The 12,959-nt window shown below is 37.9% G+C and carries 11 protein-coding genes; 8 read left to right on the top strand and 3 right to left on the bottom strand.

Going from position 1 to position 12,959, the window contains the following annotated elements; translation table 11 throughout:
* Nucleotides 1–47 precede the first annotated feature (47 nt).
* The 5 genes from ACQ2HF_RS01730 to rodA are packed head-to-tail and all read left to right on the top strand — an operon-like array spanning nt 48 to nt 5,707.
* Nucleotides 48–1,076 (top strand): rod shape-determining protein, encoded by a 1,029-nt coding sequence (locus tag ACQ2HF_RS01730; RefSeq protein WP_432411790.1) that lies wholly within the window; start codon nt 48–50, stop codon nt 1,074–1,076.
* An 11-nt stretch (nt 1,077–1,087) separates the two neighbouring features.
* Nucleotides 1,088–1,969: a rod shape-determining protein MreC gene (gene mreC, locus ACQ2HF_RS01735; RefSeq protein WP_432411791.1), complete on the top strand. Its 882-nt coding sequence runs from the start codon at nt 1,088–1,090 to the stop codon at nt 1,967–1,969.
* The gene (locus tag ACQ2HF_RS01740) at nt 1,956–2,462 is read left to right on the top strand and encodes a rod shape-determining protein MreD (RefSeq protein WP_432411792.1); all 507 of its coding nucleotides are present in this window, start codon (nt 1,956–1,958) and stop codon (nt 2,460–2,462) included. Before mreC ends, ACQ2HF_RS01740 begins: the two co-directional genes overlap by 14 nt.
* A gap of 32 nt (nt 2,463–2,494) precedes the next feature.
* Nucleotides 2,495–4,405: a penicillin-binding protein 2 gene (gene mrdA / locus ACQ2HF_RS01745; protein WP_432411793.1), complete on the top strand. Its 1,911-nt coding sequence runs from the start codon at nt 2,495–2,497 to the stop codon at nt 4,403–4,405.
* Between the two features lie 36 nt (nt 4,406–4,441).
* The gene (gene rodA / locus ACQ2HF_RS01750; protein WP_432411794.1) at nt 4,442–5,707 is read left to right on the top strand and encodes a rod shape-determining protein RodA; all 1,266 of its coding nucleotides are present in this window, start codon (nt 4,442–4,444) and stop codon (nt 5,705–5,707) included.
* Nucleotides 5,708–6,362: 655 nt separating this feature from the next.
* On the opposite strand, the gene ACQ2HF_RS01755 is transcribed toward rodA, so the two are convergent.
* The 3 genes from ACQ2HF_RS01755 to ACQ2HF_RS01765 all read right to left on the bottom strand — a co-directional run bounded on the left by ACQ2HF_RS01755 (nt 6,363) and on the right by ACQ2HF_RS01765 (nt 10,544).
* Nucleotides 6,363–7,166, bottom strand: a complete 804-nt coding sequence (locus ACQ2HF_RS01755; RefSeq protein ID WP_432411795.1) for a DNA/RNA non-specific endonuclease — start codon at nt 7,164–7,166, stop codon at nt 6,363–6,365.
* 12 nt (nt 7,167–7,178) lie between these two features.
* A complete protein-coding gene (locus ACQ2HF_RS01760) occupies nt 7,179–8,285 on the bottom strand; it encodes an ABC transporter permease (RefSeq protein ID WP_432411796.1) in 1,107 nt (368 codons plus the stop codon).
* 93 nt (nt 8,286–8,378) lie between these two features.
* A complete protein-coding gene (locus ACQ2HF_RS01765) occupies nt 8,379–10,544 on the bottom strand; it encodes a carboxy terminal-processing peptidase (RefSeq protein ID WP_432411797.1) in 2,166 nt (721 codons plus the stop codon).
* Between the two features lie 169 nt (nt 10,545–10,713).
* Between ACQ2HF_RS01765 and surE the strand changes: the two genes are divergently transcribed.
* The 3 genes from surE to lpxB are packed head-to-tail and all read left to right on the top strand — an operon-like array spanning nt 10,714 to nt 12,945.
* Nucleotides 10,714–11,493 carry a 5'/3'-nucleotidase SurE gene (gene surE, locus ACQ2HF_RS01770; protein WP_432411798.1) on the top strand — a complete coding sequence of 260 codons (780 nt, stop codon included), beginning with the start codon at nt 10,714–10,716 and terminating at the stop codon, nt 11,491–11,493.
* On the top strand, nt 11,490–11,780 hold the full coding sequence (locus ACQ2HF_RS01775; RefSeq protein ID WP_432411799.1) for a hypothetical protein: 291 nt from the start codon (nt 11,490–11,492) through the stop codon (nt 11,778–11,780). Before surE ends, ACQ2HF_RS01775 begins: the two co-directional genes overlap by 4 nt.
* A gap of 46 nt (nt 11,781–11,826) precedes the next feature.
* Nucleotides 11,827–12,945: a lipid-A-disaccharide synthase gene (gene lpxB, locus ACQ2HF_RS01780; RefSeq protein ID WP_432411800.1), complete on the top strand. Its 1,119-nt coding sequence runs from the start codon at nt 11,827–11,829 to the stop codon at nt 12,943–12,945.
* The last annotated feature ends 14 nt before the right edge of the window (nt 12,946–12,959 follow it).

The raw sequence follows: 12,959 nt of genomic DNA on the forward strand, positions 1-12,959 counted from the left end.
AGTAATGCTTACTTGAAAGATTAATTTTTATACCGACCTAATTACTTATGGGATTTTTTGATTTCCTCACCGAAGAAATAGCTATTGACCTTGGTACCGCAAATACCCTTATCATCCACAATGACAAAGTTGTGGTAGATGCGCCGTCAATTGTAGCACGTGATCGTACTACGGGAAAAATTATTGCCGTAGGGCGTGAAGCTGCTATGATGCAAGGAAAAACCCATGAAAATATAAAAACAATTAGACCGCTTAAAGACGGAGTAATAGCAGACTTTGACGCTAGTGAAAAGATGATTAACATGTTCATCAAAGACATTCCAGCGCTCAAAAAGAAATGGCTTACCCCTTCTTTACGTATGGTTATTTGTATTCCCAGTGGTATCACCGAAGTAGAAATGCGTGCCGTAAGAGAAAGTGCCGAACGTGTAAACGGCAAAGAAGTATACCTAATTCACGAACCTATGGCAGCCGCTATTGGTATTGGCGTAGACATTATGCAACCCAAAGGTAACATGGTGGTTGATATTGGAGGTGGAACGACAGAAATTGCCGTAATTGCCCTGGGAGGTATTGTTTGTGACAAATCTGTTAAGATTGCAGGAGACGTTTTTACAAATGATATTGTATACTATATGCGAACGCAACATAATTTGTATGTGGGTGAGCGTACTGCTGAAAAGATAAAAATTCAAATTGGTGCTGCGACCGAAGACTTAGAGCTTCCACCAGAAGAAATGAACGTTCAAGGTCGTGATTTACTTACAGGAAAACCAAAACAAGTGCAAATTAGTTACCGCGAAATTGCAAAAGCTTTGGACAAATCTATTTTACGTATTGAAGATGCTGTAATGGAAACTTTATCGCAAACGCCACCAGAATTGGCCGCAGATATTTACAATACAGGAATTTATCTTGCCGGAGGTGGATCTATGTTACGCGGTTTAGACAAACGTTTGTCACAAAAAACAGATTTGCCTGTTTATATTGCAGAGGACCCCTTACGTGCTGTAGTACGTGGTACCGGTATCTGCCTTAAAAATTTAGCAAAGTACAAGAGCGTGCTCATTAAATAAATCCCCAGCGTGTGCAACAGATTATCTATTTCTTTATACGGAATAAAAACTTCCTGTTGTTCCTATTACTCTTCCTTGTTTCGTTGGGACTAACGATTAACAGCCATTCTTATCATAAAAATAAATACGTAACCTCTGCCAATTTTTTTAGCGGAACTATTTATGGCTGGAAAAGTGATGTAACCAACTATTTCAGTTTAAGAGAACAGAATGATGCCCTGGCAGACGAAAACATGCGATTACGAACGCTATTACAGTCTACGCAGGACACTATTATTTTTGAAGCTCTGGACAGTACTGTTCTAGCAACGCCCTACACCTACTATCCAGCCAAGGTTATAAATAATTCATATTCCAAAACAAAGAATTACCTCACGCTTCGAAAAAGAGCCGCAGATGTTATTGAAACAGATATGGGTGTAATTTCTTCTAAAGGTATCGTGGGCATAATTAATAAAGTTTCAAAGAAATATGCTTCTGTTCAATCTATTTTAAACACCAACAGTAAGATAAATGCTAAACTTAAAAATTCGTTTCATTTTGGATCTTTAGTCTGGGATCCTGAAACCAAAAACCCAAATGAAGCAAAACTAGTCGACATCCCCAGACAGGCTCCAGTAGTTGTAGGCGACACTATTGTTACCGATGGAAAATCTACCATTTTCCCAAGAGGGATTTTAGTGGGTACTATAAAAGAATTTCACCTTTCAAACAATCAGGACTATTACGATGTAACTATTTCTTTGTTTAATGATATGACGAGTTTACACCATGTATACATTATAGAAAACAATGAAAAAGAAGCTATTAAACAAATAGAAAACCTGGACGCACCCATTTTAGACACACAAAAATCTACTAACCAAGAAACACCAGAAAATGCAGAACAGTGATCTTTTGGTAAATATTGGACGGTTTTTCCTGTTAATTGTGGTTCAAATCCTTCTTTTTAATCACATCAATTTTTTGGGGTATGTGAATCCATATCCTTATCTATTATTCATTCTAGTTTTTCCGTTTACAGGAAACAAAGGATTACTAATTTTTCTGGGATTTTTACTAGGGCTTTCCGTTGATATTTTTAGCGATTCTGGTGGTGTTCATGCCGCGGCTTGTGTATTTATTGCCTATGTACGCCCACTACTTCTAAAATTTTCATTTGGTGTAAGTTATGAGTTTAACACCATTAAGTTGAGCAAGGCTGATTTTGGCGCACGAATTACCTATATCTCAGCAGCGGTGGTCTTACATCATTTAATACTCTTTTCCTTGGAAATTTTTAACATTAGCCATATAGTATTAGTACTAAAATCTACGTTATTTTCAAGTATCTTTACCATTGTGTTGCTGTTATGCATCACCTTGATTTTCAGTAGAAAAAATTAAAGAATCAAAAAAAACCTTTCTAGGTACTTAATATGCGAAAACTATTACTACTTGTAGTTGTAATGATCACTGGCGTTGTATTCGCCGGAAGGTTATTCTATTTGCAAGTATATAATACGTCTTATGAGCAACTTTCAGAAAACAATGCTATTAAAATAGAGTACGATTATCCGCAACGAGGATACATCTATGATCGTAATGGCGAGCTATTGGTTTCAAATCAGCCATCCTATGATGTAATGGTTATTCCGCGCGAAGTAAGACCTTTGGACACTTTAGAGTTTTGTCGTTTGCTGAAAATTTCAAAACAAACTTTTAGAGAGAAGCTGGACAAAGCCTGGGTATATTCTCCTCGAATAGCCCAACCATTTATCGCGCAATTAACGAAAGCTGAATATGCTTCGTTGTCAGAAAAAATGTACAAGTTTGAAGGATTTTACATTCAGCAAAGATCCTTACGAGAATACCAGGTAAGTCATTCTGCCAATGTTCTAGGATTTATTCGCGAAGTAGACGAACGTATTATTAAAAACAACCCAGACTATATTATGGGGGAATTAATAGGAAAACAAGGAGTAGAAGAGTCTTATGAAGATGCCTTACGGGGTGTTAAGGGAGTTAAATATATACAAAAAGACAGGTTTAATCGCGAAATTGGCTCCTATAAAGATGGCGCGTTTGATACAATTCCTAAAAGAGGTAGAGACATTGAATTAACCATAGATGCAAGACTTCAACAATATGGCGAGGAATTATTCCAAAACAAACGCGGGGGTATTGTAGCCTTAGACCCCTCTACTGGTGAAATTTTAGCACTGGTAACAGCACCCAATTTCGACCCAGGGTTACTAGTGGGCAGGGAACGCTCAAAAGAATACACAAAACTTTGGTACGACACTATTGCAAAGCCATTATTTGACAGAGGTTTGTCTGGAGAATACTCCCCAGGCTCTCCTTTTAAAACGCTCACGGGACTCATAGCAATGGAGGAAGGCGTAATGAACACTACTGAACGTATTTATTGCAACAATGGTTATGTATACGGTAGAGGGCAAAAATTAGGATGCCATAGTCATCCCAGCCCCTTAGCAATGGTAGAAGGCATCGCACAATCCTGCAACGCCTATTTTTGTACCGCGTACCGACGGATCATTGAAAAATATCCTACTCCCCAAGAAGGTATTGATACTTGGAAAAAACACCTCACCAGTTTTGGTTTGGGGCAATATATGGGATATGATTTGCCTAGTGGTAAAAAAGGACTTATCCCTACCTCCGATTTTTACAATAAATGGTATAATTATCCAAAGTACAAATGGTATGCAACAGCTACTATCTCAAATGCCATTGGGCAGGGGGAAGTAAATTTAACACCCATGCAAATGGCGAATTTTACAGCTGCCATTGCAAACAGAGGCTATTGGTATCGCCCCCACATTATTAAAAACATTAAAGGGGTGGATACAATTCCGCAAGAATACACAAAACGAATTAACACCACCATAGGCCCACAACATTTTGAACCTGTAGTACAGGGAATGTTTGATGTATATAACAAAGGAACCGCTGCAAGTTTGCGTGTTGAAGGTATCGAAATCTGCGGAAAAACAGGGACTGCCGAAAACTATACAAGAATTCAGGGCAAAAGTGTTCAACTTACAGATCACTCCACATTCATTGCCTTTGCACCAAAAGACAACCCGAAAATCGCGATTGCTGTTTTTGTTGAAAATGGATATTGGGGAAGTAGATATGCAGGCAAAATTGCCAGTTTAATGATAGAGAAGTATCTCAAAGGGGAAATTACCAGAACCGATCTCGAAAAATATGTTCTTGAAGGAAGTTTAATGGAAGAGTACGCAAAACCCCTTTCTGGCAAACCGTTCCCAATTAATGATGGAAAAAAAATAAGCGGTAAATTTTTGAAAGATCTAGAATTATAAGTATTCTCATAGCGCAAAGCAACAAGTAGTCTTTTTATGTCCCAGAGTAAAGTTTTTTTGAAGTTTGATTGGCTTACTATCTTTTTGTTTTTTTCCTTGGTTGCAATTGGTTGGATTAATATTTATTCGGCGAGCTTGGATGAAAGTGCCAATACGTTTTTCGACTTCAACCAGATCTATACTAAACAATTACTTTGGATTGGTCTAAGTCTCCTGCTCATTATTTTTATACTTGCCATAGATTCTAAATTTTACGAACGGTTTTCGGGTGTTATTTATATTATTTCTCTTATTTCCTTGTTAGGCCTTTATGTGTTTGGTAAGGAGATTTCCGGAGCTACCTCTTGGTATGTTTTTGGGCCAGCCAGTTTACAACCTTCAGAATTTGCAAAGGCTGCTACCGCACTTGCACTTGCTAAATACTGTAGCGATATGCAAACCAATATGGGTGAATTTAAACACCAGATACGGGCTTTCCTTATCATAGCGCTTCCTGCTTTGTTTATTATTCCGCAACCCGACCCCGGAAGTGCTTTAGTGTATGCTGCATTTATATTTCCGCTGTATCGCGAAGGACTACATTTTGTGTATTTGCTGCTCGGTTTTTTTGCTGCCGCATTGTTTGTTTCAACACTTGCATTTGGCGTGGCATGGGTTTCATTAGCTGTGATTATACTTGGAGTACTCATATTTTTGTACAACTTAAAACGGAAACGAAAACGACCTCCTATTGCCCGCTATTTCATTATCGCAGCAGCATGTATTGGTTTTGCTTTTTCCGTAAATTATATTTTCAACAATGTATTTGAACAACGCCATCGTGACCGTTTCAATATTGTATTAGGCAAAGAAGTAGATGCTAAAGGGATTGGCTACAACACCAACCAAAGCGAAATTGCTATAGGCAGTGGAGGTTGGACAGGAAAAGGATGGACAGAAGGTACCCAAACAAAAGGAAACTTTGTTCCCGAACAGCACACAGATTATATTTTTAGTACCGTGGGTGAAGAATGGGGCTTTATTGGAAGTATTATAGTAGTTTTTCTATTTATTGCGCTTATCATACGCATCTTATACTTAGCCGAACGACAGAAAAACACTTTTAGCAGGGTGTATGGCTATAGTGTGGCAGCCATACTATTTTTACACTTTTTTGTAAATGTAGGAATGGTAACAGGGTTGTTCCCAACCGTTGGAATCCCACTACCCTTCTTTAGTTACGGAGGCTCCGGATTATGGGGCTTTACTATCTTACTCTTTATTTTTGTTAGATTAGATGGTGGAAACTATTATTACACCTAACTATTTCTGGGGTGGCGAGCCAGTAATTTTTTTGTAAGCTGAAAGCACAAAAAAAATACGTGCGAAGGCGGCAGTAACCGTTACTCTTTATTTTTGTTAGATTAGATGGTGGAAACTATTAGTACACCTAACTATTTCTGGGGTGGCGAGCCAGTTTTTTTTGTAAGCTGAAAGCACAAAAAAAATACGTGCGAAGGCGGCAGTAACTGTTACTCTTTATTTTTGTTAGATTAGATGGTGGAAACTATTAGTACACCTAACTATTTCTGAGGTGGCGAGCCAGTAATTTTTTTGTAAGCTGAAAGCACAAAAAAAATACGTGCGAAGGCGGCAGTAACCGTTACTCTTTATTTTTGTTAGATTAGATGGTGGAAACTATTAGTACACCTAACTATTTCTGGGGTGGCGAGCCAGTTTTTTTTTGTAAGCTGAAAGCACAAAAAAATACGTGCGAAGGCGGCCCTTCGATACTATTTTAATTTGTCACAGCGTTATAAATTAAAATCACTCAGGAACCTTACATCCATGGGTGTTTTTAACAACATTATTCATCTCAGATAAGTGAATTTTAGCCGAAATTTAATTAAAAGCTGCACCAAAGGTAGTTGAGTGATTTTATTGTAAGCAGAAAAGTATAAAATAAATTGTACCGAAGTCACCATCCCTTCCTATCCACTCCACTTTCTAGGTTCTCCTGAACAGTTTTAGAAAATTGTGAAAAGAAATCTATTCCGGTTTTGGCTTCTATCTCGTCTACGGAAACTGTATAATCGTAAAAAGATTTATCTGTAGGGGCATTCGGAATTAGGAAGGCAATTACTTTATTACCATCTTTCCGTTTGTCGAAAATTATTTTATAAAACTCTTTGGGTACTGAAACGCGATCATCGCCAATGGTAGATAATCCATCCTCCAAAACACCGCCTGTAATTACAAATACACCGTCATATTTTTTTGCCCAAGAGCGGGTCTTTTGTTCGAGTTTGTTCCAAACACCACCATTAAACTCATTATTCTGAGGGCTTATATTACTAGTTAAAAAAGTTTCGTGATATGCGTCATAGTCAAACTCACGGTCTGCTGCGGGAACTAAATGTCCTCTATCATATCCAGAATTTTTATAGCTACGCCAATCTGCCGAGCCTGACGCTACACTTCTATCCATGACAAAATAGGGGCGTTTAAAATCGCTGTTTTTTATTTGGCTTTTCTTCAGTTCATAGGCTACCCACTCTGCTTGTTCGTGATCTTCAGAATAAGACAAGGTGAAATACTGGTGTGAAACTAGCACGCCTGTTGTTGACGTAGGTAAAAACCGATCGTCAAATTCTGAATAACTGTTATTAGTACTGCTGGTTTTAGGATAGTCTTCATTCTTCTTGTCCACGTACTTTTCGCCATAATAAAGTGCAGCTGTAACAACAATAATAAGGAGTGGGTATAGGTATTTTCGGTTCATTTAAAATTCAATTTAAGCTTTTACATCCAGCGCATCTCTCAACGCATTCCCAATTAGCATAAAGGCAGTTACCAAACTCATAATAGCCAGCCCAGGAATAATTGCTAAGAAAGGTTTTCCTAAAATAATATAACTATAATGGTCTTTAATAATTCCTCCCCAACTTGGTGTGGGCGGCTGTGCTCCTATTCCTAAAAAACTCAAACCACTTTCAATTAAAATGGCCCCGGCAAAGTTGGCTGCCGAAATAATAATCACTGGCGCCATAGCATTAGGCAAAATATGTTTAAAAATTATCCTGAAATCGGTATATCCCAATGCTCTCGCTGCGGTTACATATTGCATTTGTTTTACTCCCATCACCTGCCCTCTTACCACACGCGCTACTTCCACCCACATGGTGAGTCCCACGGCAATAAAAACCTGCCAGAATCCTTTTCCTAACGCTAAGGTAATTGCAATCACTAAAAGCAATGTAGGGATAGACCAGGTAACATTTATGAGCCACATAATAGCAGCATCTACTTTGCCACCAAAATAGCCCGCAATCGCTCCTAGGGCAACACCAATAACCAATGATATAAACACCGCTACAAAGCCAATGGCCAGTGAAATACGAATACCCACTAACATTCTGCTCAAAAGATCGCGTCCGTATTTATCGGTTCCTAGAAGAAACTTTTTTTCTGAAACATACTTTTTTGCAATAGCTTCTGGAGATTTCACTTTTGGAAAAAGGGACGTTTTGTATTCTTTCTGAAGTCCGTTGGTGCCGTCTCCAGAATATTCGGTGATTAAAATTCCATTAGGTGTAGTTTCAAATGCTGAAATAGGAATTTCGGAAGCCGTTGTTTTCTTTCCGAAGAAAAAAGAAGCAAACCCATTACCATCTTCCACTGCCGAAGGGATTGTAAGCATTTTTACAGTAAATCCCGGCACTTTGGAATGTATGGACAGATGCATCTGGTTGGCATTCTGCGAATTGTCTGGGGCAATGGCGTAAGCAAAAACTGCTACGAGCGTGCACAGTACTAAAAACGACAAACTAAACATACCCCAAAAGTTTTTCTTAAACTTTTGGAGCGCAATTTTAGTAAGCGAAGTAGACTGATTTTTCACTGGATAAAACTACAAAAAAACCTGCCCAACTTTTAACTGTTAGGCAGGTTTTAAATTATTTACTTCGGCTTCACTAAGAAACCAAATCTGTTTTTAGTTTTTAATATTAGCTACTTTTTTAGCCTTTATATTAGTTCCTTTCAAGTCTTCCAAAACATTAATAGCTTCTTCCACATAAATATCTTTTGCTAAACTTTTATGCCATCTCTTACGTTTTTCTCGTAAGGTTGTGTCTTGTTTCATTAAAGCAACTTCATCTGGAAGTGATGTGTAGTTCAGTTTATTATCATATTCATCAATGGCGTCAAACTTTTTGGTTTCGGCTTTGCGTTTTTCAATTTCGGCGTAATATTCGTCAAAATTTAAAGTTACATCAAGTTCGTCACGACGTTTTTTAATCCAATGTGCATTTTCATCAATTAATGCTAATTGTTCGCTTTTTGCCATTCTAGCTTTACTTTTTGAAATGACTTCATCAAAGCTTACAGAACCATCCCATATGTCGTATGTAGCTGGATCTATTTTGTCGTAAGGCAACGGGTTATCATAATCACGCTCACCAACATCTATATAGCTAAAACGGTCTGGCATCACAACATCGCTCTTCACGCCTTCTAACTGCGTAGACCCACCATTTACACGGTAGAATTTTTGGGTAGTCATTTTAAGCGCTCCCATATCTCCCATATCACTTTTACGCAACCATTGGTTAAGATCTACTAAATTTTGTACAGTTCCTTTTCCGTAGGATTGCTCGCTACCAATTATAATGGCGCGCTTGTAATCTTGCATGGCGGCTGCTAAAATTTCAGAAGCAGAAGCAGATAATTCGTTTACCAGAATTACAAGGGGACCATCCCATAAAATGCTATCATCTTTATCTTCCAGCACTTCTTTTCCACTACTAGAAGACACCTGTACTACAGGTCCTTCTTTAATAAACAAGCCTGCAATATCCACAGCGGTTCTTAAAGAACCCCCACCATTGTTACGAAGATCCAATACTAATCCTTCTACACCTTCTTTTTTAAGACGTTCAATTTCAAGTTTTACATCGCTGGCAGAGTTGCGCTCTTTATAATTTTCCATATCAAAATAGAAGGCCGGTAAATTAATAAGACCAAACTTTTTATCTGTTTTTTCAATCACAGTGGATTTTGCGTAGGTTTCTTCTAATTCGACAACATCTCTTGTAATGGTTTCATCTCTTGTAGTCCCGTCTACTCCTTTAATGGTAAGTGTAACTTTGGTTCCTTTTGGCCCCTTAATTAGTTTAACGGCATCATCAACTCGCATCCCTACAACACTCACCGACTCTTTCTCATCTTCTTGACGCACTTTTGCAATAAGATCCCCTACTTCAAGGTGTTCACCTCTCCAGGCTGGGCCTCCACTAATAACATCTACAACTTTAATGTAATCGTTTTTCTTCTGAAGTCGCGCTCCAATACCTTCCAACTTTCCACTCATTTGCAGATCGAAACGATCTCGGTCTGGCGGGGCAAAATAATTGGTGTGGGGGTCAAACTCCTCAACAATAGTAGTTAAAAAAGTGGCAAAGTAATCTTTGCGCTCTAGATCATCTATAAATTCAAAATATTCATCCAGTGATGCTTTAGTTTGTGTTCTGGACTTTTCTTCTATTTCGATTTTGGTAAGGTTTGCATTTTCTGAAGGCTCATACGTTTCGCCATTTTCTGTAGCTTCTTTTTGAGCTTTGGCGGCATTATTTTTTTCTTCAACCAGATCGTAATAATTAGAGAGTGTAGAAAATTTCAACTGCTGTCTCCAACGATCTTTCATTTCTTTTTCAGTATTTACATATAGTAAGTTATCGTAATCTACATTTATTTTTTCGGCTACGCTATAGTCAAAAGGCATTTCCAACACCTCTTTGTAGCGCTTTCTTCCTTCTTCATTTCGTTGTATAAAACGTTCGTATACCAAATTAAAAAATGAAAGATCCTTACTTTTTATTTGATCGTCTATAGAGGTTCTATATTTACTGAATTCTTTAATATCTGATTCTAAAAAGTATCGTTTCAAAGGATCCATCGCATTTATAAAATCGTCATACACAGAAATACTAAAAGCATCGTTTATGTCTGAAGGACTGTAATGACCTTTTTCTAATACGTAGGTAATAAGGTCTAGCAACACCTTATCTTTATCTGGATCGTTAAATTCTTTGGTAGCAAAGCTGCAAGAAGTCACAGCCATTAAAACCCCAAGAAATAAAATTTTTATATTCTTTTTCATAAAATGCATTGTCCAATTTTTTAGAACGCTAAAAGTAGAGAAAAAACCGTGCCAAGCGTTGGATTGGGTACTAATGTTTTGTTAAACGGGTGTTCCTGATATTTTCAGCAACAGCACTTCGGTCTTCCTAATTATAAACTGTATTTTTACAATCTTAGTATATTGAAAAATGGCAAAAAAAAAACCTCTTATTTTAGTAACCAATGACGACGGCATTACAGCACCAGGAATACGGGCTCTTATTGACGTAATGAACACTTTAGGCGATGTGTACGTAGTAGCTCCGGATTCTCCGCAAAGCGGAATGGGACACGCAATTACCATTAACAACACCTTGTATTGTGACAAAGTGGAAGTCCACAAAGATCAACCTCAAAAAGAATATAGTTGTAGCGGTACGCCAGCCGATTGTGTAAAACTTGCGGTAAATGAAATTCTGAAACGGAAACCAGACCTCTGTGTAAGTGGTATTAATCATGGAAGCAACTCTTCCATAAATGTAATCTACAGCGGTACGATGAGCGCCGCCGTTGAAGCTGGCACACAAGGCATCCCATCTATTGGATTTTCATTATTGGATTATAGTCTGGATGCAGATTTTGAACCCGTAAAAAAATATGTAAAGCAGGTAGCCGAGCAATGTTTAGAAAACGGATTACCAAAAGGAGTTGTGCTTAATGTAAACTTTCCTAAGGCTACAGCAAAAGAATTGAAAGGTCTAAAAGTGTGTCGCCAGGCAAATGCCCATTGGGTTGAAAATTTTGACAAACGCACCAACCCTTTAGGTCGTGATTATTATTGGCTCACCGGCGAATTTGTAAATGAAGACAAAGGTGAAGATACCGATGAATGGGCACTTGCCAATAATTTTGTATCTGTAGTTCCCGTTCAGTTCGATTTAACAGCACACCACGCCATCAAGGACATAAATTCTTGGGATTTGTCATGAAAAAACATATAGGAAAAAACATCGCCATTGGTTTTGTACTAGGACTTCTCACCAATTGTATTGGAAGCATACTGTATATTTTACTCTTTTCTAAATACAGTATACAAACCACAATCAATGTTGCCTTAGAGGAAGACGTGATGGGAAATATTATTGGCTTAGGCGCTTTACTAAACCTTTTGCTATTTTTCTTTTTTCTAAAAAAAAATCGGTACTACCGAGCTCGTGGAGTTATTATGGCTACACTTATTGCAGCATTTTTAATTCTGGGTGCTAAGTTTTATTAGTAACTAATTGCTTGTTTCCCGTATCTTTAAGCAGAATTTTTAACAGATGAAATACTATATTCTTGCAGGCGAAGCATCTGGCGATCTACACGGATCCAATCTTATGCAAGCCCTATTTAAAGAAGATCCCGAAGCCGAAATACGATTTTGGGGTGGTGACTTAATGCAGGAAGTAGGAGGAACCTTAGTGACTCACTATAAAGAGCGCGCCTTTATGGGTTTTTCTGAAGTACTTTTCAACTTAAGTAAAGTCTTTAAATTTATTTCGCAATGCAAAAAGGATATTGAAGCTTTTAAACCTGATGCTTTAGTATTTATAGACAACTCTGGATTTAATCTCCGTATAGCAAAATGGGCAAAGCCCAAAGGGTATAACACTCATTATTATATAAGTCCGCAAGTTTGGGCCTCTCGTGCCAGCCGTGTAAAGACTATTAAAGCTACTATAGACCATATGTATGTGGTGCTTCCGTTTGTGGCCGATTTTTACAAACAGTATCAGTATCCCGTACATTTTGTTGGCCATCCGTTAATTGATGCTATTGCAGATAGAAAACAAATAGATCCAGTTCAATTTAAAACTCTATATGGCCTAGACGAACGGCCTATTATCGCGTTGCTTCCTGGTAGCCGAAAACAGGAAATCAACAAAATGCTCGAGGTGATGCTGAGTGTAGTTTCAGATTTTCCGGGATATCAATTTGTAATTGCGGGTGCACCCAGTCAAGACACTTCATTTTACGAAACCTTTTTGAAAAAGCAGAACGTTAAGTTTATTCCAAACAAAACATACGATTTATTGAGTTTATCTTCGGCAGCGTTGGTGACTTCGGGAACTGCTACCCTGGAAACTGCTTTGTTTAAAGTACCGCAAGTAGTTTGCTATAAAGGAAGTGCTATTTCGTATGAAATTGCAAAACGTATTATTACGCTGAAATACATTTCATTAGTGAATCTTATAAGTGATAAAGAGGTCGTAAAAGAACTTATTCAAAAAGACTTGAATACCAAAAATCTGAAAAAAGAACTTACGAATATCCTAGACGAATACCAGAGAGCCAGACTCTTTTTAGACTATTACGATCTGGAACAAAAATTAGGTGGAAAAGGTGCCAGTGAAAAGACTGCGAAGTTGATTATTGCAAGCTTGAGGATTCAGTCCTAAGTAAATTACCACTA

The sequence above is a fragment of the Rasiella sp. SM2506 genome (assembly GCF_050859505.1).
GTDB lineage: Bacteria > Bacteroidota > Bacteroidia > Flavobacteriales > Flavobacteriaceae > Marinirhabdus.